Here is a 21331-nt window from a genome sequence, read left to right as displayed (position 1 = left end):
ATGAACCCGCCCTCGTGGCGTAGGGCGTATTCTACTCATTTCAACACCACTGTCAAATACTTTTTTAAATTTTTTAAAAAATTATCTCAGTCTGCTTGTTGTATATTCAGCTTGGCAATTCGCCGTTTCCCAACTTGAATAATATAACACTTGCCAATAGGCAATTTCAGGGAAGGGTCTGAAATTTTATCTCCATCCACTTTAACTGCCCCTTGTTTCACCATTCTTATAGACTCGGATGTGCTGGCTGTCAAATTAATTTGTTTTAATAATTGAGATAATGCTACCGACTCAGAAAGAGCTAATGAGAGTTCTTCCAAATCCTCTGGAATAATCCCTTTTTGAAATCGCTCAATAAATTTACCATGAGCGAGCTCAGCTTGTGCTTCATCATGAAAGCGCGCAACAATTTCTTTGGCAAAATTAATCTTAACGTCTCTGGGATTTTTCCCTTCTAATACTGATTTCTTTAATTGTTGTATTTCCTTACCTGTTTTAAAGCTTAATAAATCAATATATCGCCACATCAACTCATCAGAAACCGACATGATTTTTCCGAACATTTGCTCAGGAGCTTCATTGATCCCAATGTAATTATCAAGAGATTTTGACATTTTCTTTACACCATCCAAACCCTCTATCAATGGAGTCATCATGACGACTTGGGGCTCAAAACCATAATGTTTTTGTAATTCTCTCCCCATCAATAAATTAAATTTCTGATCAGTACCACCAAGTTCAACGTCGGCTTTTAATGCCACTGAATCATAACCTTGTAATAGCGGGTACAAAAATTCATGAATAGCTATAGGCTGCCCTGTGGTATAGCGCTTGTTGAAATCATCGCGTTCCAACATTCTTGCTACAGTATGTGTTGCCGCTAGTCGAATCAAATCAACTGCATTAAATTTATTAAGCCATTGTGAATTGAAGGCGACAGTAGTCTTATCAGGGTCAAGGATTTTAAATACTTGGTGTTGATAGGTTTTTGCATTTTCCAGAACCGTCTCCTGACTCAATGGCATGCGAGTTACATTTTTCCCAGTCGGATCACCAATCATTGCTGTGAAGTCACCAATCAAAAAAATAACCTCATGGCCAAATTGCTGAAACTGTCGCAACTTATTAAGTAGTACAGTATGTCCCAAATGAAGATCTGGAGCTGTTGGATCAAAACCTGCCTTTATTTTCAATGGGATACCTTTTTGTAATTTCTTTTCCAACTCAGGTATAGGAAGAATTTCCTCGCAACCCCGCATTAATTCGGAACAAACTGAATCTTGAACTATCATGTCATTAAAACCCATATAAATGATTGACCTATCTTCTCACAGCGAGTATCTTAGCCCGGTTAGCAATTTCCTGCTATACCAAATGATACATTTTGAGATAATTTATTACTCTAAATTGAAAAAAATATAACAAAATATCCAAATAAGAGTCGATTTAGTTGACTTAAGGTAGCGGTCACTTCCAAATAATGACTGTGATATATTGATTGAAATTTAAATAGCAGCATTTTTCAGATGACGGCAATATAGGCAAAAAATGGATAAAAGACCGAATATACCAAAAAGAAAATCTGGTAACTCATCAAAGCTATTAGCGATTTTTGCGTTGGTATTTGCCTTTTCGCTTCCATATTTGCTAGTGAAAAATTTTTCACACCCTAAACGAAACACTTACACAGACCAAACTGCTTTATACCCACAGTTATCAGAAGAGTTGCCAAGAGATATCCCTGCTGAAGCTTCTACCGAAGCTCTACATGAAAAGCCTGATATTAAATCTGTTACAAAAACCATACAAACAAAACAAGACAAGCAAGACAAACCAATCAATAAAAACCACGTTAAAAAGGATAATGAATGGCAAATAGTCAATCCTCATTCCGGAGATTCCATGGCAACTATTTTCCATAGGTTAGGACTAACCGCACAAAACCTAAATGCCGTGATAAAAAACAACCCGCATTCCAAAATGCTAACAAGAATCAAACCAGGCCAGAAATTACAATTTTTAATCAAAAAAAATAAATTGGAAAAATTAATTGTCCCTGTAAACGCCGTGCAAACACTGACCGTTTATCGCTCAGGGAAAATATACAAAACCAAAATTGACTCCAAAAAAACAATCACTCAAAACCGTTATGTGACTGCAACAGTACAAGGTTCTTTATATACAACAGCTCAACGTTTTAATATCCCCTCAAAATTAGTCCGTCAAATGACCACTATCTTTAACAAAGAAATAGATTTTTCCAGATCTCTACGCTCAGGGGATCAATTCTCGATAATTTATGATGCTTATTATATTGAAGATAAGATGGTAGGAGTTGGTGACATTCTAGTAGTGACTTATACTAATCGTGGAAAAACCTATCAAGCAATACGTCATACTAACACTCATGGTGAGCAAGACTATTTTACCCCACAAGGCACCAGCTTTAAAAAGGCCTTTACTCGCTATCCAATTAAATTTAGCCACATAAGCTCGACTTTTGCTTTATCCAGATACCACCCCATTCTTCATTACAGGAGAGCGCACAAAGGCATCGATTTGGCAGCCCCGATTGGCACTCCGATACATGCTACTGGTGATGGCGTTATTACCATCATCGATAGGCATAACGGATATGGCAATATGATTAAGATTAAACATGATAAAACATACAGCACAGTTTATGGGCATTTACTCAAATTTCAGAAAGGTCTATCAAAAGGCAGTAAAGTAAAACGAGGTCAAGTTATTGGCTATGTAGGCCAAACAGGTCTGGCGACTGGGCCTCATTGTCATTACGAGCTTCATGTCAATAATCAACCAAGAAACCCAACTACAATAAGCCTGCCTACTGCAGCTCCAGTCCCAGCAAGAGAAATGGCCGCCTTCAAAGCAAAAGCCAGTACTCTTTTAGCTCGATTAAAGCTTTTCGAACAAGCTCAGCTGGCAAGTAAAGGGAAAAAGAAGATTAATGTTGGATAAAAGACAGGTGGGGAATTTTTCCGTGCAGCAAACCCTGTCCAATAAAATTGCAATACTTAAACTCACTCTCCTAAATAAGAGCAAATGCCTCTTTATAAGGCTGATAGGCTCTAAATAATGGGGATATAATTTTGTTTTATATCATGTAAACAAATAACGACAAATTAATACTGAAGCAATGATTCCGGCTAAATCTGCCAATAATCCCGCAGGAATAGCATGCCTTGTTCTTCTGATACCTACTGAGCCAAAATAAACTGCAATCACATAAAAAGTAGTTTCCGTGCTTCCCATCATTGTTGCTGCAGTTTTTGCGATGAATGAATCACCCCCGTATTTATGAATCAATTCTGCCATAACTCCTGTTGAGGCACTTCCAGAGAAAGGCCTGATAAGAGCTAAAGGTAATAATTCGGAAGGCATTCCTATCATAGCTAACACTGGAGATAAGATCTGACTCATTAAGGAAAAAAATCCTGAGGCTCTTAACATACCGATGGCAACCATCATTGCAACTAGATAAGGTATAAGCTTTACGCTAACATCAAAACCTTGTTTTGCGCCAATTATGAAAGCATCAAATACATTTACCTTTTTAATTGCACCATACAAAGGGATACCAACGATGAAAGTCAAAAACATCCAATTGGATAAATGATTAGCGAATTCATTCATAAGCTGTCTGTCCTTTCAATTTTAAATCGCGGTAATTTAGCTAATTGTTTTACAGCAACGATAGCTACCAGAGTAGAAACAGTCGTCGCAATCAAAGAAGTAAAGATCACGCTACTTGGGTTTGTACTCCCATTTGCAGCAAGAAATGCGATAGCGGTTGCAGGAATTAATTGAACGCTGGACGTGTTTATTGCTAAAAAAGTGCACATCGAATTCGTAGCAACTTTCAAATTCTGATTAAGACTCTGCAATTCCTTCATTGCCTGTAATCCAAAAGGGGTCGCAGCATTAGCGAGACCTAACATATTCGCAGCAATATTCATTACCATTGCTCCCATTGCAGGATGCTCAACAGGTATATCGGGAAATAATCGTTTTAACACTGGTTTGAGTATTTTACCTAAAATGGAAACCAAGCCTGATTCTGTAGCAACAGACATTATTCCTAACCAGAGGGTCATTATTCCAGCTAAACCAAGTGCCAGCTCAAATCCAAGTTTGGCAGAATCGGTAACCGCCCGTACTACGTCGTCAATACGCCCCTCAATAATCCCAACAACCACTGAAACCAGTATCATTCCTAACCATATTAGATTGAGCATTATTGCCTCCAACCTCTGAAAAAGGTTAATATGTAACCAAAATTAGATTTAAAATATCAAACAGGACTTATGAAACCTATTCCCACTCCCAAAAGATACTTAATATATTTCGCTTTTTTTATTACCAGCATTTCCAGTTATAGCAGCCAATCAACCAATATTAAGGAACATGTTGATACGGGGTTAACCCAATCTACCCCTTCGATTACTACTAACTCAGCTGCTATTGAAGAACAGGCGAATTCTTCAATTAGGAAACTATATCACACACTCAATACCATGCCGAACACTTCTATGGCAGATAGAATTGACCAGATCAGCGCATACTTTAAAGGAACAAAATATATCCTTGGCTCTTTGGGTGAAGGCCCAGACGCCCGCTATGACCAATTTCCCAGATATCGTGTTGATGGCTTTGATTGTGATACTTATGTCAATACAGTACTTTCTTTAGCATTAGCTAACTCTCTGGAATCATTCCAGGAGTGTTTAAAACATACTCGCTATAAAAATGGGAAAAGATCTTATATCAACAGAAATCATTTTACCTCTATAGACTGGAATAACTATAACCAGAAGAGAGGTTTACTTAAAGACATTACCTTCTCCATCAGAAATGAAAAAAAACAACCTGTTGCTCTAGTTGCTAATGCATTAATCAATAAACCTCAATGGTACGATCATAAAACAATTGATACCATTCGATTGCAAAAACAAGATAAAAATGAACAGGAAAAACGTCTGATAGAACTAAAAACCAAAGGTAAAAAGCTGGAAACTTCACTTTCTAATGTTCCTTATATTCCGTTCACTACCTTATTTTCAGAGAATAAACCTAACCTTCATTTATTTTCCCAAATTCCTAACGGATCTATTATTGAAATCATCAGACCTAATTGGGACTTACGTCAACAAATAGGAACTGAATTGGATATTTCGCACTTAGGCTTTGCCATTTGGATTAACAACGAACTGTTTTTTCGCCAAGCCTCTTCTCAATATGGTAAGGTAGTAGATGTCCCTTTAATTGATTACCTTGATAAGGCTCGCAGCAGCCCGACTATAAAGGGAATTAATATTCAGGTTGTATTGCCTGCAAAACCTGTCTCTAGTGGATGCGAGCTTTTTGATATTCGATAGCTTATAAATTAATATCTTATTGGTAAGCTATAATTTTGAGTGGGTTACACCGGTATAGATATTATTTGTTTTATGAAATGGCCCATGTTTTTATTAGCGCGTTACTCGTCTCTCTTAACGAAAAATTTTAATTGCCCCACTTACCTATTATCTAGCACCTGGTGGCTGGAAATATGCCCAACGATATGAAAATAAAAAAGAAGGCTTATTTTTACCAAATAAGCCTTTTCAAGGAATTATTTCTTTACTTCAGCAGTTGTTTTTTTAGCTTCTTGCACAAAACTTAACATGGCTTTTTCAATAATTTGAAAAGATTTCTGCATATAATCCAAAGCCTTGTGGCCGTTTTCGACTGCCAAATTAATTTGTTTTTCCAACATTTCTTCAGGTTTTTTAACTTGAGCCAGTTCATCGGGTTTTAAATAACTCAACCCTTGCAAGGTTTTTACATTCAGTTCAGCTATGGCTTGGAAAGGCTCTTGTATTTTTTTGGCCATTTCACTCCATCTTTCAAAATTGTATTGGGTCATAATATTCTCCATTTGTTGCATTGCACAATATAATAGTAGACCCTATCTTGATTATTTGTCAATATCTTATCTTAATTTTTTTTGCAGTGCACCAAGAATTATGATTTTATCATTGTATTTTTCATGCGTGTTGTATGTTCTGAACCAACAGCGAAATTCGCAAAGTGAAACAGTTTATAAACCACAAAAAATTAAAGAGTAAATTTTTTTAAACCTTGAACATTTTTTGCCATTGTTGCATCATTTGTTGCATTTGCTTATTCCAAACTTCAGTTGCTTGCTGGTAAGGATTACTTTGTAAGGGCTTGTCCATAGCATGAAACATTTGCTCCATGATTTCCTTAAAGGAAACATGCATAGGATGATTGGCTAATGAAATGATTTGACGCAAAATGTCAGAAGACAAAAATTGTGTTGGGCCTGCCTCCATTTCCACTATGATTTGTAACAAAACCGAATTAGTTAAATCCTTTCCTGTCTCCGAATCTTCTATTTTGAAATCAATACCATCCACAACATATTTTTGCAGTTGCTCAACAGTAATATATTGACTAATTTCAGTATCGTACAGTCTTCGATTTTTGTATTTTTTTATGAGTCGAGTCATTGTTTTCTCAAGTATTAGACATAGAAATGCAATTATAAAATGAGGTGCAAAATTGGTATAGTTTGTTTATTTAAACCCAAGAGTAATTCTTGCGCACTTCTTTAATAATTTCATTCAAAGTTAAAAATTAATACATATGCAAGCCACCATTCACACTAAGATTTGCTCCAGTGATATAACGACTTTTTTCACTAATCAGAAATTCAATAGCCCAAGCAATTTCTTGCGGTTCTGCCAATCTTTTTGCGGGTATCAAATTAATAATCCCCTCCAGAATATCCGGTCTAATACCTTTCATCAGACGAGTATTAACATAGCCAGGGGAAATGCTGTTTACAGTAATATTTTTAATCATTAGCTCTTGAGCCAGACTTTTGGTAAAACCATATACTCCAGCTTTTGAAGCAGCATAATTAGCTTGGGAAAATTGCCCTTTTTGAGCATTAACCGAAGACACATTCACTATCCGACCTGACTCCCGGGCTTTCATACTCTCTACGACTTGTTTGGTTACATTGAACATTCCATCGAGATTGACACGTAACACTTCATCCCATTGCCTTTTGGTCATTTTGGTAAATACGGCATCTCGGGTAATTCCAGCATTATTAATCAATACATCAACACCACCAAATTCTTCAATAATTAAGCCTATTATTTCAGCGCATTGCTCATAATCAGTCACATCCATATGCCTGAAATTAATATTTTTATAGCCTTGAGTCTTCAAATCATGAAGCCATGCCTCTCCTTCATCATAAGAAACCAAATCCAAAGCAATGACATGTTTAAAAGTTGAATCCAATTGTTTGGCAACAGCCGTACCAATGTCACCGGTACCACCAGTAATCAATACCACATTATTATTCAGCATGAATTTCTCTATTAGTTTTTCTCATTCCCAATTTATGAATTAAAATTGGGGCTTGTATTTTATTGATTATTAACAGTGATTGCAGACATCATTTCAAAACCCCAAGGTGCCTTGTGAACAGTGAATAGCATGTTCACAATCCCGTGGGACTCTTAATTGATGATTCAAACTCTAGCTACATATATTGACCGCCATTAACGTCCAGATTTGCCCCTGTGATAAATCCACTATCTGGCGATACCAAAAATGCAACGGCATCGGCAATTTCTTTTGGGTATCCCAATCGGCCTACAGGAATACTGGATATGATTGAATTGAGCACCTCTTCTTTCAATGCAGCCAGCATAGGGGTTTCAATATACCCTGGTGATACAGTATTCACTGTAATACCTTTATTTGCTACTTCTAACGCAAGACTCTTGGTAAAGCCAAATAAGGCCGCCTTGGTGGAAGCATAGTTGCATTGGCCAAACTGCCCTTTTCTTCCATTAATGGAAGAAATGCTGACTATGCGGCCATAACCTCTTTCCAACATCACTGGAACGACATTGCGAGTCATATTGAATACACTGGTCAAATTGGCATCTAAAACCTGTTGCCATTGTTGAGGTGTCATTTTTCTTAAGCTGCAGTCTTTAGTAATGCCTGCGTTGTTAACCAAAACATCTATACGGCCATAACGCTCCATCACCAGAGATGTGATTTTTTCGCAATCACTGTATTGAGCTATATCTCCATATACGATATCAATGTCATAACCAAGTTGTTTTTGCTCATCTTGCCATTTTTTTGCTTCTTCGTGTCTTCCATCTTTATAGTAACATGCCACAACTTGATAACTATCGGCTAAACGCTGACTAATAGCAGAACCAATACCACCTGTTCCCCCAGTTACAATCGCTATCATTTTATCCATCGACAACTCCTTTTGTTGCTAGGTAACATTACATTACTACAATCTAATTTAACTTTCTTGTCAATTACATATATATGATACTAAGTTAGCGATAATAATTCAGCTACTTTATTTTTGCTCATGTTAGAGAGCTAATATTAATGTATTGATGATGACTAATTTGCATTACAAATCGAATGAAGATACCCTAAACTTGCTTTTAAGTAAGCATCATGTATTCGTGATTTTCAATATCAGAAACAGTATTCATAGAATGAGGGTATTATGTTTAATAAATTTTTAGTTACAACACTATCCGTAGTCTCATTGACACTTTCACCATACGGTTTTGCCAAAGATGATTCATGCGAAGTTCAAGTGGCTGTTTCCACTCCCCCTGTTCAATTTGATCAAAGTGTGACGTTTAACGTAACGAATGATGATGGAATTAGCAAATCCATTATTTTACAAGGGAGAAGCAATCCTAAAACTATAGGAAAATTAATTTGTTCTCCACTGCCTTATACCATTAGTGCCACCCAATATTTTACACCAACAGGTTTAACCAATAAGCATGCTCAACCTGTTGGCCAATGCGTATTAAAATCTGGAAATGTCATATTGAATGGTTCTAACAATAGTGTTGCTGTTGTTTTTCCCAATGATTTTATATGCCACCACTAGAATATTAACCACATTATGCATTGATAGGGAGTGCGAAAACGTCACTCCCTGGTATATACAGGGACGTAGCCTTTCAATTGCTGAGCGAATTGCTTCAGTACTTCAAGACCCGATTCCTCGGCCTGGCGGCACCATTGCTGCAGAGCTTCTACCAGTTCTTTTTGAGTCGTAGCTGTTTTCAACCAAACATTTTGTAATGATTGCTTGTAAGAATAAACCACTCTCAACTGTTCGCGGGCATCCAACAATTTTTGCAAACGAGTTTTAGCTTTTGTTGATAACAGTTTATCTTCGCGACGCAGTAATCTGCCCGCCCGTTGAAACAGTTTCTTATCTTCTTTTGTCTCAATACTGGTACTTTTTTCATACTTCAAAATAGGTCGGATGACATTCTTATAGTAATTAGACATCACTTGAAAACGGTTTGAAATAACTGCTCTCACAGTGTCCAAATCGACATGGAATTTTCCTTCATCCATAGCCAATTTGGGAGGTAATTTTTTTACCTTGGCCAATCCAAAAAAGGAAAGAATGCGGATATACATCCAGCCAATATCAAACTCCCACCATTTCACTGAAAATTTGGCTGAGGAAGCAAAGGTGTGATGATTATTATGTAACTCTTCTCCACCAACCCAAAATCCCCAGGGAATAATATTGGTAGCGGCGTCAGGGCATTCAAAATTCCTGTATCCCCAATAATGGCCGATGCCATTGATGACTCCTGCAGCAAATAGCGGAATCCACATCATTTGGATTGCCCATACTGTGATTCCAGGAATCCCAAAGAAAAATAAATCCAGTAATAACATCAGCAAAATGCCTTTGCTTGAATGGCGCGAGTAGACATTTCGCTCTATCCAATCGGTTGGTGTGCCATGAGAATATTTGGCAACCATATCCCTGTCCTTACGCGCCTCTCTGTAAAGTTCAGCACCTTGCCAAAATACCTTCCTGATCCCCTCAACCACAGGGCTATGAGGATCTCCCTCGACATCAGTTGTTGCATGGTGTTTGCGGTGGATAGCAACCCAATCCGCAGTAACCATACCGGTAGTTAACCATAGCCATAAACGGAAAAAATGACTGACAACAGGATGTAATGTTAGCGCTCTGTGAGTCTGGTTCCTATGAAGGTAGAGAGTAACAGATGCTATTGTGATTTGAGTCAGGATAAAAGTTGCAAGAACATATCCCCAGAAAGACAGATTTAAAAAGCCGAATACCATAATAACCCCACATTGTACGGAATTATAAAAATATCTATAATTTAAGAGTGAATGTATGTTATCCCTAAATTATAGAATCAATATATGTGTAATGATAACACATTTTTTATCATTTCATTGCATGATTTCATGATGTAGTCGATAATAAATTTAATCATCTTATTTTATCAGGGTATAAATATGAGCGATAAAATTCAGAAATTGATTGAAAATATTGTGCCTTTTATAGTGATTGGTGTTGGGATCGCAATAGTCATAGCCTTATTGTTCATGTTTTTTTATGTAGCCATTTGGGGCGTAATCATCGGTGGAATACTCTGGCTTGGGGCCTTAGCTAAGGAATATTTCTTCCCCAGCAAATCATCCCAAAAAGAACAAGGAAGAATTATAGAACATGATGATAAAAAATAATGCCTGAATTACCCGAAGTTGAAACAACAAAGCAAGGTATTAAACCCCATCTTGAAGGCCGTATGATTACCGCGGTGCAAGTGCGTAATCGAAAACTTAGATTACCAGTACCTCTAAACCTGAATGAATTATGCCAAGGAAAGCATATAACCGCTATTACCCGTAGAGGAAAATACATCTTACTTCATATGGATAAAGGTTATCTTCTCATCCATCTTGGAATGTCCGGACATTTGCGTATCGTCTCCCAGACAACAAATCCTCAAAAACATGATCATATTGATCTGCACATTAATAATGGGCTTGCTCTCAGATTCTGCGATCCAAGAAGATTTGGCTTATTTATTTACATTGATGAAAATCCTTACCAACACCCACTGCTGGCACATTTAGGCCCGGAACCTCTGTCTGATGACTTTAATAGCGAGTACTTATTACGTAAAGCTGCGAATAAATCGCAATCCATCAAGTCATTTATTATGGATAGTCAAATTGTTGTCGGGATAGGTAATATTTATGCAGCAGAGAGTCTTTTTCTTGCCAAAATCCATCCAAATACCTCTGCAAAAAAGATAACTACAGAAAAATTCAATGCTCTGACTGGTCACATCAAAAAGATACTTGAATCTGCCATAGAGGCAGGAGGGACGACACTTCGTGATTTCTATTCTTCTGATGGTAAACCAGGGTACTTTCGTTTTGCTTTAAAGGTTTATGGCAGGAAAAATCTCCCCTGTTTGGTATGTGAAAATAAAATAGAAACTGTCGTGATTGCCGGGCGCCACTCCGCATTTTGCCCGCATTGCCAGCCAATCATTACATAATAAGTTTAATAATGGCCACCTGGAATCATTTTTGTTTCTTAATTGATTCTGTTGTTGTGACAAAAGGTTAATTTATGGATATTAAAAAACTTAAAAAGGCAGCCTCTAATTTTCTGGAAAGATATCCAGGAGGTTTCTACCACCCTGAAATGATTGAAATCGGTAAAAAGCATAAAATGGATAAGATGGTTACTTTGGCTCAAGGGAGTTTTGCCAGGCAAAATTTTAAAAATCCTGATAAAATAATAAATGCTATGTTAAAAATTGTTAGTCAGTCCTCTCTGATTTCAATATTTGAAAAACCTAAATTTAGAGATTTTATTAAAAGAACTCCTCCAAACGATAAAGAACTCATTGCAAAAGGATTAAAAGAACTTTTGTATGGAAATGAACAAGAAGGTTTTGAAGAACTTCTTTTTCAATTGCAAAGAGAGAAACTGGCGAAGTGGACTTTAATGACCGTTTTTCAGGCTTACTTTAATCCTGAAGTGGATGTGTTTATAAAACCTACGACAACCAAAAATATCATTAAAGAACTGAATCTTGATCTCGTATATAGCCCGCTCCCTTCCTGGAAGTTCTATGAATATTACAGGGATATCATTAACCAGATGAAAACAAAAATTGAACGATCGCTAGCGCCCAGCAATGCCGCATTCTGTGGTTTTTTAATGATGAGCCTATAGCTATTAAGTTTTCTTATGATTACCGCCTCATGGACTCTATGAAGACAGGCAACATTATTTTATTGAGCGGGTGATGGGAATCGAACCCACGCCATCAGCTTGGGAAGCTGAGGTTCTACCATTGAACTACACCCGCAAAAACCCACTAACCCTTTCATTAATAAAATATAAGGTACCACTTTGTAATTCTTGGTTCAATTGTGTTATCACAACGGCGATTTAAATTTAAAAACGGGCTTTAAAACTGAACGATTAACGTTTTGCAGAGTATGGCAAACGTAATTTACAGAACATAACCTGATTGCTTATTTTGATTACAATATTATATTCTTATCAAATAAGATAAAGAAATAGTTATTCTGTAGACTAAACTGTACAGATTCAAGAAAATCAGCCAAGACCTAATATGAAATCTCTGTTACTGCAATCTGCGATTGAAAAATGAATCCGATAAGAAAAATTATCCATATTGACATGGACTGTTTTTATGCGGCAATTGAAATGCGTGATTTCCCTGAGTTGGCAAATAAGCCTATCGCCGTAGGCGGGGAGGCAAGCCGTCGTGGAGTAATAGCAACTTGTAATTATGCCGCCCGTCAGTTTGGTATACACTCCGCAATGCCAACAGCCCATGCACTCAAACTTTGCAAAGAACTCATTTTGCGACCAGTACGTATGGATGTATATCAAAAAGAAAGTCAATATATTAGAACCCTATTTGCAGAATATACAGACATTATCGAACCCTTGTCATTAGATGAAGCCTATCTTGATGTCACTGAATCCACACAATGCCAGGGAAGCGCGACCTGGATTTCGCAAGAGATTCGCGCCCGAATTTATCAAACGAGACAACTCACTGCAAGTGCGGGCATTGCGCCTAATAAGAGCCTTGCAAAAATAGCCAGTGATTGGCATAAACCCAATGGGCAAATGGTTATTAGACCTGAAGACGTTAACACATTTATTCTTGATTTACCTGTACGTAAATTATTCGGTGTGGGGCCCAAGATGGAAGAAAAATTGAATGCTCTCAACATTAAAACCTGCGCTGATTTGCAGCGATATTCCGTTGAATATCTATTACATAAATTTGGTACCATAGGACAGAGACTTTATGAGTTAGCGCGAGGCATTGATAATCGCCCAGTCAATCCTGAACGTATTCGAAAATCCATTAGCGTTGAAGAAACCTATCCAATAGACTTGCCAGATAGTGAAGCTTGCCTGGAGGCCTTGCCAGATCTTATGGTGCGCCTGGAAGCACGGATACAACGAGCAGGTAAAATTTCTGGTATTCACAATTTATTTGTAAAATTGAAGTTTAATGACTTTCAGCAAACAACCATTGAACGAGTTCATGACAAGCTTGATTTAATCGTTTTACGTCAACTGATACAAGAAGGTTTTGCCAGAAAATGCTTGCCTGTGCGATTATTAGGCATAGGAATCAAATTAAAACAGGAAAACGTGTATCAAAGTATGCAACTTCCATTGCTTGACTTATAACGACTATATTATTCTCAAATAATAACAACTGGAAATATTATTTTGATGCACTCATTAATAATCAATGAAACACTGGTTTGTCGTTTAATCGCCAGCCAGTTTCCCCATTATTCCAATCTCCCTGTTAGCCCGGTAGCTGTCGGTGGATGGGATAACAGGACTTTTCATCTTGGTAAAGAAATGCTTGTGCGACTGCCCAGTGCCGAGCAATATGAATTGCAAGTTGAAAAAGAGCAACAATGGCTCCCTCAATTGGCTCCCTTGCTGCCTGTCCCAATTCCGATACCTTTGGAAATGGGGATGCCTGGCGAAGGATACCCTTGGAAATGGTCAATTTACCGCTGGCTTGAAGGTGAGGCAATAGCCTCTGCTAATGTATCCAACCTGAATGAAATCGCGAAGGATCTGGCAACATTCCTCACTGCTTTTCATAAAATTGATTCTACCGGCGGCCCAAAACCTGGGTTGCATAGCTTTTATCGTGGTGGAGATTTGAAAATTTATGATCCGGAAACCCGTCAAGCTATTGATTGTTTAAAAGGAAAAATTGATACAGATCATGCCACTGAAATTTGGGAAACTGCTCTGAATACTTCTTGGCAAAGTACTCCGGTGTGGGTACATGGTGATATCAGCGCTGGTAATCTTCTGGTTAAAAATGAAAAATTATGCGCTATTATCGATTTTGGGCAGTTATCCGTCGGCGATCCGGCCTGTGATCTTGCTATTACCTGGACATTATTTGCAGGGGACAGCAGAAAAATCTTCCGTGAAATGCTTCCTTTGGACAAGGGTACCTGGTCACGTGGGCAAGCTTGGACTTTATGGAAAGCGTTAATCGTAGCTGCAGGCATTGTAAACACCAATGCTATGGAAGCGCAAAAATCCTACCGTATTATTAATGAGCTATTTTTGACTGAGTTATAATCTATACCTTATCCCTCAATTGGACACAGGGAATACTATTGCCTCGAAAACAGTGATATGCTATGAAATAATCTCCGGACGAGACGCGCCGTACCCGGTTAAGACAAGACGACGCCTTTAATCATTTTAAAAGGAGTCGCTATGCTATTGCCTTGGCTTTATTTATTTATCGCGGGACTCTTGGAAGTCTGTTGGGCTGTTGGTTTAAAATATACGGATGGTTTTTCGAAATGGCTGCCAAGCCTGTTTACAGGCGCCACACTGATTATCAGTATGTTTTTATTAGCCAAAGCTGCTCAAACATTACCTATCGGTACTGCCTATGCAGTATGGGTAGGGATAGGTACACTAGGGACTGCTATCATGGGCGTACTCCTGTTTCAGGAACATCTATCTGTCTACCGTTTGCTATACCTTGTATTAATGCTAATATCTATCTTCGGTTTAAAATACACGTCTTGATTTGAATCGTTCCAGTATTCGTCAACTTGTTGTATGATGACCCTCTCATAATCCCATGCGTCCTAACGATGAAAATAAGTCGATTAAAAACTTTTTGGATAATTACCCGTCTATTTTATTACACAGGTGTTGCCTGCACACGCTCTATATTTAAGTACCTTTTTAGCACCCCTACGAGACCATGGGTCGATAACGTCATTCACCATTGGGTTGACCAGCTCTTAAATGCTGTAAAAGTAGAATATAAAGTAATCAATCCCCATAATGTCCAACCTCAGCCTGGCAAAGCAACAATTCTTATGTGCAATCATTCGAGTGCTTATGATATTCCTTTAGGCTTTAAAGCATTCCCCAATAACTCCATCCGTATGCTTGCCAAGCGAGAGCTCTCCAAAATTCCACTTTTAGGAAAAGGGATGGCTGCAGCAGAATTCCCTTTTATTGACAGAAAAAACAGATTTCAAGCCATAAAGGATTTGGAATTTGCCCAGCAACTAATGGAAAGTGGAATTATTCTATGGATTGCACCTGAAGGAACTCGCTCAAAAGATGGTAAACTAGCCTCATTTAAAAAAGGTGGCTTTATCACTGCTATTCAAGCCAAAGCTACTATAATTCCCATAGGAATTCGTGGGGCTTTTGATATTCTCCCTGCCCGCACCTTTAATATACATTTGAATCAAAAAGCAGAAATTCATATTGGTGAGCCTATTGATGCTGCTCAATATACAATTCAAAATAAAGAGGAATTAATCGAAAAAACTTACCAATCAATAAAAAAACTGGTTGGGGAGAATTGAAAAACTCACATTCAGGTTTGCTGAAAAAGATAGCTAAAAATAGCTATAATAACTAGTAGAAAAAAAGCCCACGTTACACAAGAAAATAAAATTGATTTTTACAATAGAATTAAGCAATCCAGACTACCTGCCTTTTAATATCGGTACTAACTGTTTTGAAATTTCCTAAAATGTCACCTAGACTTTAAAAAGCAAATCAATATGACCATGCCATGAGCATTAATAAAATAGAAGAAGAAGAAAGGGATACCTCTTCTGATCTGGAAAAGAAAACCAAGATGTATTTAGCGCATCGAATGGGTAATGTCGGACCATTAACAGTGAAAGATGTTCAAGTTCTGGTAAAAAAGTTAAGTAAAGATTTGCAAAAAAAACAGTTAACATTAATCGAATGCCTACGGATAATAAACCTTGTTGAATCCCGCTTTACCTTGGTCAAACAAGCAATAAGACATCTACAATTTTTTCTAAATAAACTTGGTGGCAAATCAATTAACCCCATCTTAATCCCACTTTCAAATAAGCCCTTTTGGCAAAATGAACCACATCCATTCGATCACTATCGTTCTACCGATTCCCTACCTGAACAAGCAGATATCGTAATCATAGGAGCAGGTTTAACTGGCGCCTCTACTGCCTATCATCTGATCGATACAGTCAAGAAAAGCAACCTTACTGTTGTATTGTTAGATAAAGGGAATCCAGCCACTGAAGCCAGCGGTCGCAATGGGGGTAATTTTGAATTATTACCTGAAAACTCTGTGGGAATCTATAGTGGTTTGGTTTCAGAGCGCTTTCGTTTTTTAAAACGATGTTACCCATATGTAGATCCGTCGATATTACAAATTGAAAGCGAATACCATGCTTCACTGGTTTTCCAGTTTGCTTTAAAAAATCGTAATCGCTTTAAGGAAATAGTACGAAAAGAACGTATTCATTGTGATCTTTCAGCAAAAGGATGGCTCTATATTGCTCATACTGAAGAGGAAGAACAAGCAATTTGTGATGAAGTCACTCTCGCTGCCCAACATGGCGAACGTATCTACATTTGGTCTCGTAAAAAAATTAGAGAACAATTTGGCATCAACTCCAGGTTCATCGGTCGATTTATTCCGGATGACGGTACCTACAATCCTTTTAAATACACCTGCTGTCTGATTAAAGCAGCCATCAAAAGCGGTATCAAGCTCTATACGTTTGTAAAAGTTGAACAAATTCAAAGTATGGATGAAGAATACCATCAATTGAAAACCAATATGGGTTTGCTTAAGGCTCGACAAGTTATTGTTGCAACAAACGCGTTTACTAGCGAATTACTCCCTGAATTGGGAGCCATTAAGCCTCACCAAAGTCAAATTGCAATTACTGAATCAACACCAGATTACTGTAAAGGCCGATTAATAACCAGTGAAGATGGACCTCTCTATCTCAATCAACCCAGAGCCAAATCAAAGAATGGTTTGGTGCCTTTGCTTATTGGTGCTGGTGACGACCGGGCAATGAAAAACCCTTATTATCGCAAGCGTTCAAAAAAGGTTCATGATCTTATTGTGCAGCAAAGAGATAAATATTTCCCGGACCTTAAAGGGAAACCATTTTCAACAGAATGGGTTGGTGCCTTGGCTTTTACACCTGATCAATTACCCGCCATTGGTTACCTGTCTCCGGGAATCATTATTGTGATGTGCTGTAATGGATATGGAGGAAGCTATACCACTGCAGCAGGATTTGCCGCGGCTGAAATTGCATTAACTGGAAAAAATCCCCCATGGTTACCTGCAGATGTATTTTCTCCTAAACGCCTCCTGTCAGACAAGCCGCTATTTTGGGAGGATAGTGACAGTTTGTGGCGGATTGGAAAAACACTTTGTACAACACTTAATAATCTCAATCAACTACTGGCTGAGTCCTTATCATATCAGTCCATATATCAACCTTATTCTACAACTTCTTCATTGCCTCATGGGCATCAAGAGAAAACTTGCATTCTTGACCCACTAAAAATAATGCATCAATTAGCAATCTTTAGATCTTTTGCATATCACGAATTAGAAATGTTAATTCGCTATACCTCGCCTGTTTGCTTAAATCAAGGAGAAATTCTTTTTAAACAAGGTGATGCTGGACATTCCTGTTTTATTCTGATTCAAGGAAAAATCAATCTTTATTATGAGCATGCTGAAGGCTTTACTTCAATGATTGCAGAAATGGAAGCAGGATCAGTATTTGGTCAAATGGCATTATTCCTTGAGAACAAGCGTATGGCCACTTGTCAGGCTACAGAAAACTGTTCCATGTTAGAAATCATGGTAGAGCCCTGTAAATCACTTTTTATTCAGCAACAGGCTCTTGGAATTAAATTACTCCGTCTCTTAAATCAGGGAGTCATCGATGCATTGCATAAGCTCAACAAGCGATTGAAAAACACTTAACACAAATCATAAAACAAATATTGCTTTCAATTGTTTTATTCCGCATTAACAATTTACGTATCGAGTGTAGCTGGCCAATTCATTTTAAAAATGTATTCTAGTAATTAACCCCATACCCATATGCCATATTAGATATCGCAGCAGCTAAACCAATATGTCTTGGATCAGAAGCAGCCGTTAAGACATTACTTTCTTTATCCCATGTAATGGCTTGCATATCTCCATAATATTGTTTCAATGGCATTAAATGGTATCCCATAGCTTGTAAACCCTGTTGAATTGAACTTGGGAAAGTATCAGGCTCAAATTGCAAAACATCTGGTAAATATTGATGATGAAATCGCATGGCTGAAACCATACTGATAGCTCCATACCCATCATAAAATAATAATGAAGCAAGTAAAACCATAGTAGGAATGCGGCTTCCTCCAGGAGTCCCCAAGATAGCTACCCGCCCTGGCATCTCCAGAAAGGTTGGAGTCATGCTGGATAGAGGTCTTTTTCGCGGTTCAATGGCATTGCGCTCGCTTCCCACTAAACCAAAGACATTTTGCTCACCCACTTTGGTAGAAAAATCGTCCATTTCATCATTTAATAGTACCCCAGTTCCCTTAGCAACTACACTTGATCCAAAAATGTAATTAATTGTCATTGTTGCAGCAACGCGATTACCTTCCATATCAATAATCGAAATATGTGAGGTATTTGAGTGCTTTCCAATAGGAACTGAGCCTTGCAAGATTTTACTATCAATCGCTTTATCAGGTGAAATCAAGCGGCTTAATTGTTTTGCATTATCAGAGGAAACCAACTTATCAAGAGGGACCTTAATAAAATCGGGATCACCCAGAAATTGATCTCTTTGCCAATAAGCCAATCTCATCGATTCAACAACGTAATGAACCCATTTTAATTTGGGGAATGAAGATAAAGGAAATTTAGATAATATATTCAGCATGGTTACCAATGCCACTCCACCAGCTGAAGGAAGAGGAGCGGTGATAATTAACATATTATTATAAGCACTAATTAAAGGTGGCCTCACTTTAATTTTATATTGATCCAAATCATCAAGAGACCAAATGCCACCTGCCGCATTGACACCTTGAACTAGAAGAGAAGCCGTTTCTCCCGAATAAAATCCGGCATTTCCATACTTGGCTATCAATCTGAGTGTTTTTGCTAAATCTTTTTGAATAAGCTTATCTCCAATTTCAAAAGGCTGGCCATTTTTTAAAAAAATGGCCGCAGTATCTGGATATTTCTTCAAGTTTTCTAATCTATCATCCAGAGTGGAAAAGTAGCGAAATTGAGGATCAACAGGAAAACCCTCTTCCGCAAGCTTAATAGCCGGAGCCAATGTCTTGCTAAGTGGGAGACGGCCATAATTCTTGGCTATATAAACCAGAGCAGCAGGCTGTCCCGGTATAGCTGCAGATAAACCACCATTGAGAGAAAGCCCGGGAATCACTTTGCCGTCAGGAGCCAGATACATATCTTTACTCGCGGCCAGAGGAGCTACCTCTCTGCCATCAATAAAGAGGTTTAAATGCTCCTTTTCCTGATGAAGCAGCCAAAAACCTCCCCCTCCGAGTCCTGAATGATATGGTTCGACTACCGCCAAGGCAGCTGCTACCGCAACGGCAGCATCAAAAGCATTTCCTCCAGCGGCTAAAATCTCTAAACCGGCATTAGTTGCCAAGGGGTGAGCACTCGCTACGGCATATCCTGGAGGGTGTTGTGGAAATATTTTTGCATTAACCTGATAAATACTACAAATTAATAAAAATAAACCACTCAGCCATCTACAGTTATATTTCATTTTGTCTCTTTTTTAATTCTCTAACTACATTGGGCGGAACAAATTGAGAAACATCTCCATTTAGGGCTGCAATTTCACGAACTAAAGTGGATGAGATATACATTAAATGCTCAGCAGGGGTTAAAAATAATGTTTCTACCTTTTTAGAGAGTTTTCTGTTCATTCCAGCCAATTGAAATTCATACTCAAAATCTGAAACTGCTCTCAATCCGCGTAAAATAATGCCTGCATTTTGCTCTAATACAAAATCAATCAGCAAGTTATCAAAACCCACGACCCTCACACCAGTTAAATGTCCAACAGACTCTTCCAGTAAACTAATTCTGGTTTCCCAAGATAAATAAGGCCGTTTGTTCTTATTGCTTGCCACAGCTACTATCAATTCTGGAAAAATAGTGCTGGCCCGAGTAATAATATCAACATGGCCATTGGTTACAGGGTCAAATGTTCCCGGGTAGATTGCTTTTTGTTTCATTTCGTTAATTACCATTTGCATATAGAAGCAGTCTAGCGTATTGTAAATTGAAAAACTATAAAAAAATGGAATTGAGGTAAGCAATGAATGCGATAAAACGTTTAACAATAATCTTAATTTGTTTTTTAACAGCATGTGCTCCCCCAAGACCCTCTGAAGAGCCGCCTGCAAACCGTGAAATTCCTCTTGCAGAACGCAAGGCAGAAACAGCCACTGTTTCATCATGGGAAATTAAAGGCGCCCTGGCTGCAAAAACCAAAGCGAAAGGCTGGTCTGCTACTATGAATTGGGTACAACAAGGAGCCAACTCATACCAAATTCGTTTAATGGGGCCATTAGGTGGTGGAGCCGTTCTAATCAGCAAGAAAGGGAATACTATTACATTTCAAGATGGCTCCAAAATAACTACTTCCACCAATGCGGATGAGTTATTACTAAAACAAACTGGCATTAGACTTCCTGTAAATAACTTGTATTACTGGGTAAGAGGTCTACCTGCACCAGGCGGAGTCCAATCAGAAAAACATGACCAATTCAATCATCTGGTACAATTGAAGCAAAATGGCTATACCATTGATTTTACTAAGTATACTTCTGTCAAAGGAATAGATTTACCAAGCATGATTCGCCTTGAAGGAAATGGTGTCATGGTAAAGGTAGTGATAAAGAATTGGATTGTATAAATTAATTCTTATAATTTATTTGCTTTCCGAAGTTGACATCGATAAAAAAGCACTGCAAAATACGCAGCACATTGCAGGGATG

22 protein-coding genes, 1 tRNA gene and 1 riboswitch are annotated in these 21331 nt (G+C 38.0%); of the genes, 12 read left to right on the top strand and 11 right to left on the bottom strand.

The window, feature by feature from the left end:
• Window positions 1-86 precede the first annotated feature (86 nt).
• Window positions 87-1292 (bottom strand): tyrosine--tRNA ligase, encoded by a 1206-nt coding sequence (tyrS, locus tag CC34_RS0105020; RefSeq protein ID WP_027228802.1) that lies wholly within the window; start codon window positions 1290-1292, stop codon window positions 87-89.
• A 256-nt stretch (window positions 1293-1548) separates the two neighbouring features.
• Here tyrS and CC34_RS0105015 point away from each other — a divergent pair, with 256 nt between their 5' ends.
• On the top strand, window positions 1549-2982 hold the full coding sequence (locus tag CC34_RS0105015) for a peptidoglycan DD-metalloendopeptidase family protein (RefSeq protein ID WP_028379202.1): 1434 nt from the start codon (window positions 1549-1551) through the stop codon (window positions 2980-2982).
• Window positions 2983-3123: 141 nt separating this feature from the next.
• Here CC34_RS0105015 and CC34_RS0105010 read toward each other — a convergent pair whose 3' ends face one another.
• The gene (locus CC34_RS0105010) at window positions 3124-3657 is read right to left on the bottom strand and encodes a spore maturation protein (protein WP_027228804.1); all 534 of its coding nucleotides are present in this window, start codon (window positions 3655-3657) and stop codon (window positions 3124-3126) included.
• Entirely contained in the window at window positions 3654-4259 is a 606-nt protein-coding gene (locus CC34_RS0105005; protein ID WP_027223625.1) for a nucleoside recognition domain-containing protein, read from the bottom strand. Before CC34_RS0105005 ends, CC34_RS0105010 begins: the two co-directional genes overlap by 4 nt.
• 69 nt (window positions 4260-4328) lie before the next feature.
• Here CC34_RS0105005 and CC34_RS0105000 point away from each other — a divergent pair, with 69 nt between their 5' ends.
• On the top strand, window positions 4329-5399 hold the full coding sequence (locus tag CC34_RS0105000; protein ID WP_027228805.1) for an N-acetylmuramoyl-L-alanine amidase-like domain-containing protein: 1071 nt from the start codon (window positions 4329-4331) through the stop codon (window positions 5397-5399).
• A 236-nt stretch (window positions 5400-5635) separates the two neighbouring features.
• On the opposite strand, the gene CC34_RS0104995 is transcribed toward CC34_RS0105000, so the two are convergent.
• The 4 genes from CC34_RS0104995 to phbB (CC34_RS0104980) form a co-directional block, all read right to left on the bottom strand.
• The gene (locus CC34_RS0104995) at window positions 5636-5929 is read right to left on the bottom strand and encodes a phasin family protein (protein ID WP_014843422.1); all 294 of its coding nucleotides are present in this window, start codon (window positions 5927-5929) and stop codon (window positions 5636-5638) included.
• Between the two features lie 208 nt (window positions 5930-6137).
• The gene (locus CC34_RS0104990) at window positions 6138-6536 is read right to left on the bottom strand and encodes a polyhydroxyalkanoate synthesis regulator DNA-binding domain-containing protein (RefSeq protein WP_027228806.1); all 399 of its coding nucleotides are present in this window, start codon (window positions 6534-6536) and stop codon (window positions 6138-6140) included.
• Window positions 6537-6663: 127 nt separating this feature from the next.
• Entirely contained in the window at window positions 6664-7410 is a 747-nt protein-coding gene (phbB, locus tag CC34_RS0104985; RefSeq protein WP_027228807.1) for an acetoacetyl-CoA reductase, read from the bottom strand.
• A gap of 175 nt (window positions 7411-7585) precedes the next feature.
• On the bottom strand, window positions 7586-8326 hold the full coding sequence (gene phbB / locus CC34_RS0104980; protein WP_027228808.1) for an acetoacetyl-CoA reductase: 741 nt from the start codon (window positions 8324-8326) through the stop codon (window positions 7586-7588).
• A 264-nt stretch (window positions 8327-8590) separates the two neighbouring features.
• Here phbB (CC34_RS0104980) and CC34_RS0104975 point away from each other — a divergent pair, with 264 nt between their 5' ends.
• Window positions 8591-8989 carry a hypothetical protein gene (locus tag CC34_RS0104975; RefSeq protein WP_027228809.1) on the top strand — a complete coding sequence of 133 codons (399 nt, stop codon included), beginning with the start codon at window positions 8591-8593 and terminating at the stop codon, window positions 8987-8989.
• 41 nt (window positions 8990-9030) lie between these two features.
• On the opposite strand, the gene CC34_RS0104970 is transcribed toward CC34_RS0104975, so the two are convergent.
• Window positions 9031-10218, bottom strand: a complete 1188-nt coding sequence (locus CC34_RS0104970) for a DesA family fatty acid desaturase (RefSeq protein ID WP_027228810.1) — start codon at window positions 10216-10218, stop codon at window positions 9031-9033.
• A 180-nt stretch (window positions 10219-10398) separates the two neighbouring features.
• On the opposite strand from CC34_RS0104970, the gene CC34_RS0104965 reads away from it, so the two are divergent.
• The 3 genes from CC34_RS0104965 to CC34_RS0104955 all read left to right on the top strand — a co-directional run bounded on the left by CC34_RS0104965 (window position 10399) and on the right by CC34_RS0104955 (window position 12139).
• A complete protein-coding gene (locus CC34_RS0104965; RefSeq protein ID WP_027228811.1) occupies window positions 10399-10629 on the top strand; it encodes a hypothetical protein in 231 nt (76 codons plus the stop codon).
• Window positions 10629-11453, top strand: a complete 825-nt coding sequence (gene mutM / locus CC34_RS0104960; RefSeq protein ID WP_027228812.1) for a bifunctional DNA-formamidopyrimidine glycosylase/DNA-(apurinic or apyrimidinic site) lyase — start codon at window positions 10629-10631, stop codon at window positions 11451-11453. The genes CC34_RS0104965 and mutM overlap by 1 nt, the downstream gene beginning before the upstream one ends.
• Before the next feature lie 74 nt (window positions 11454-11527).
• Complete coding sequence (locus CC34_RS0104955) at window positions 11528-12139, top strand: hypothetical protein (protein WP_027228813.1); 612 nt, start codon at window positions 11528-11530, stop codon at window positions 12137-12139.
• A gap of 65 nt (window positions 12140-12204) precedes the next feature.
• Here the strand turns inward: CC34_RS0104955 and CC34_RS0104950 are convergent.
• Window positions 12205-12275 (bottom strand) — tRNA-Gly (locus CC34_RS0104950).
• 305 nt (window positions 12276-12580) lie between these two features.
• Here CC34_RS0104950 and dinB point away from each other — a divergent pair.
• From dinB to CC34_RS0104925, 5 genes are all read left to right on the top strand, one after another.
• Window positions 12581-13648 (top strand): DNA polymerase IV, encoded by a 1068-nt coding sequence (dinB, locus tag CC34_RS0104945; protein WP_027228814.1) that lies wholly within the window; start codon window positions 12581-12583, stop codon window positions 13646-13648.
• A gap of 45 nt (window positions 13649-13693) precedes the next feature.
• Entirely contained in the window at window positions 13694-14575 is an 882-nt protein-coding gene (locus CC34_RS0104940; RefSeq protein WP_027228815.1) for an aminoglycoside phosphotransferase family protein, read from the top strand.
• Window positions 14576-14629: 54 nt separating this feature from the next.
• Window positions 14630-14693, top strand: a riboswitch (guanidine-III (ykkC-III) riboswitch).
• A 23-nt stretch (window positions 14694-14716) separates the two neighbouring features.
• Window positions 14717-15037 (top strand): DMT family transporter, encoded by a 321-nt coding sequence (locus CC34_RS0104935; protein WP_027228816.1) that lies wholly within the window; start codon window positions 14717-14719, stop codon window positions 15035-15037.
• A 68-nt stretch (window positions 15038-15105) separates the two neighbouring features.
• Complete coding sequence (locus CC34_RS0104930) at window positions 15106-15837, top strand: lysophospholipid acyltransferase family protein (RefSeq protein ID WP_027228817.1); 732 nt, start codon at window positions 15106-15108, stop codon at window positions 15835-15837.
• Between the two features lie 212 nt (window positions 15838-16049).
• Complete coding sequence (locus CC34_RS0104925; RefSeq protein WP_027228818.1) at window positions 16050-18269, top strand: FAD-dependent oxidoreductase; 2220 nt, start codon at window positions 16050-16052, stop codon at window positions 18267-18269.
• A gap of 97 nt (window positions 18270-18366) precedes the next feature.
• On the opposite strand, the gene ggt is transcribed toward CC34_RS0104925, so the two are convergent.
• Both ggt and coaD read right to left on the bottom strand, forming a co-directional pair.
• Window positions 18367-20091, bottom strand: coding sequence for a gamma-glutamyltransferase (gene ggt / locus CC34_RS0104920; protein ID WP_027228819.1), 1725 nt, complete (start codon window positions 20089-20091; stop codon window positions 18367-18369).
• Complete coding sequence (coaD, locus tag CC34_RS0104915) at window positions 20081-20587, bottom strand: pantetheine-phosphate adenylyltransferase (RefSeq protein WP_027223610.1); 507 nt, start codon at window positions 20585-20587, stop codon at window positions 20081-20083. Before coaD ends, ggt begins: the two co-directional genes overlap by 11 nt.
• Before the next feature lie 62 nt (window positions 20588-20649).
• On the opposite strand from coaD, the gene lolB reads away from it, so the two are divergent.
• Window positions 20650-21249: a lipoprotein insertase outer membrane protein LolB gene (gene lolB, locus CC34_RS0104910; protein ID WP_027228820.1), complete on the top strand. Its 600-nt coding sequence runs from the start codon at window positions 20650-20652 to the stop codon at window positions 21247-21249.
• Window positions 21250-21331 lie beyond the last annotated feature (82 nt).

The organism is Legionella pneumophila subsp. fraseri, from assembly GCF_000586315.1.
Lineage (GTDB): Bacteria > Pseudomonadota > Gammaproteobacteria > Legionellales > Legionellaceae > Legionella > Legionella pneumophila_B.
The sequence above is the reverse complement of the archived record's forward strand: the minus strand, read 5'-3'. Positions and strand labels throughout refer to the sequence as shown.

Excerpts from the sequence above, each read along its gene's own strand:
- tyrS (WP_027228802.1), bottom strand. The coding sequence starts at position 1,292 with ATGATAGTTCAAGATTCAGTTTGTTCCGAATTAATGCGGGGTTGCGAG.
- CC34_RS0105015 (WP_028379202.1), top strand. The coding sequence starts at position 1,549 with ATGGATAAAAGACCGAATATACCAAAAAGAAAATCTGGTAACTCATCA.
- CC34_RS0105010 (WP_027228804.1), bottom strand. The coding sequence starts at position 3,657 with ATGAATGAATTCGCTAATCATTTATCCAATTGGATGTTTTTGACTTTC.
- CC34_RS0105005 (WP_027223625.1), bottom strand. The coding sequence starts at position 4,259 with ATGCTCAATCTAATATGGTTAGGAATGATACTGGTTTCAGTGGTTGTT.
- CC34_RS0105000 (WP_027228805.1), top strand. The coding sequence starts at position 4,329 with ATGAAACCTATTCCCACTCCCAAAAGATACTTAATATATTTCGCTTTT.
- CC34_RS0104995 (WP_014843422.1), bottom strand. The coding sequence starts at position 5,929 with ATGACCCAATACAATTTTGAAAGATGGAGTGAAATGGCCAAAAAAATA.
- CC34_RS0104990 (WP_027228806.1), bottom strand. The coding sequence starts at position 6,536 with ATGACTCGACTCATAAAAAAATACAAAAATCGAAGACTGTACGATACT.
- phbB (WP_027228807.1), bottom strand. The coding sequence starts at position 7,410 with ATGCTGAATAATAATGTGGTATTGATTACTGGTGGTACCGGTGACATT.
- phbB (WP_027228808.1), bottom strand. The coding sequence starts at position 8,326 with ATGGATAAAATGATAGCGATTGTAACTGGGGGAACAGGTGGTATTGGT.
- CC34_RS0104975 (WP_027228809.1), top strand. The coding sequence starts at position 8,591 with ATGTTTAATAAATTTTTAGTTACAACACTATCCGTAGTCTCATTGACA.
- CC34_RS0104970 (WP_027228810.1), bottom strand. The coding sequence starts at position 10,218 with ATGGTATTCGGCTTTTTAAATCTGTCTTTCTGGGGATATGTTCTTGCA.
- CC34_RS0104965 (WP_027228811.1), top strand. The coding sequence starts at position 10,399 with ATGAGCGATAAAATTCAGAAATTGATTGAAAATATTGTGCCTTTTATA.
- mutM (WP_027228812.1), top strand. The coding sequence starts at position 10,629 with ATGCCTGAATTACCCGAAGTTGAAACAACAAAGCAAGGTATTAAACCC.
- CC34_RS0104955 (WP_027228813.1), top strand. The coding sequence starts at position 11,528 with ATGGATATTAAAAAACTTAAAAAGGCAGCCTCTAATTTTCTGGAAAGA.
- dinB (WP_027228814.1), top strand. The coding sequence starts at position 12,581 with ATGAATCCGATAAGAAAAATTATCCATATTGACATGGACTGTTTTTAT.
- CC34_RS0104940 (WP_027228815.1), top strand. The coding sequence starts at position 13,694 with ATGCACTCATTAATAATCAATGAAACACTGGTTTGTCGTTTAATCGCC.
- CC34_RS0104935 (WP_027228816.1), top strand. The coding sequence starts at position 14,717 with ATGCTATTGCCTTGGCTTTATTTATTTATCGCGGGACTCTTGGAAGTC.
- CC34_RS0104930 (WP_027228817.1), top strand. The coding sequence starts at position 15,106 with ATGAAAATAAGTCGATTAAAAACTTTTTGGATAATTACCCGTCTATTT.
- CC34_RS0104925 (WP_027228818.1), top strand. The coding sequence starts at position 16,050 with ATGAGCATTAATAAAATAGAAGAAGAAGAAAGGGATACCTCTTCTGAT.
- ggt (WP_027228819.1), bottom strand. The coding sequence starts at position 20,091 with ATGAAATATAACTGTAGATGGCTGAGTGGTTTATTTTTATTAATTTGT.
- coaD (WP_027223610.1), bottom strand. The coding sequence starts at position 20,587 with ATGCAAATGGTAATTAACGAAATGAAACAAAAAGCAATCTACCCGGGA.
- lolB (WP_027228820.1), top strand. The coding sequence starts at position 20,650 with ATGAATGCGATAAAACGTTTAACAATAATCTTAATTTGTTTTTTAACA.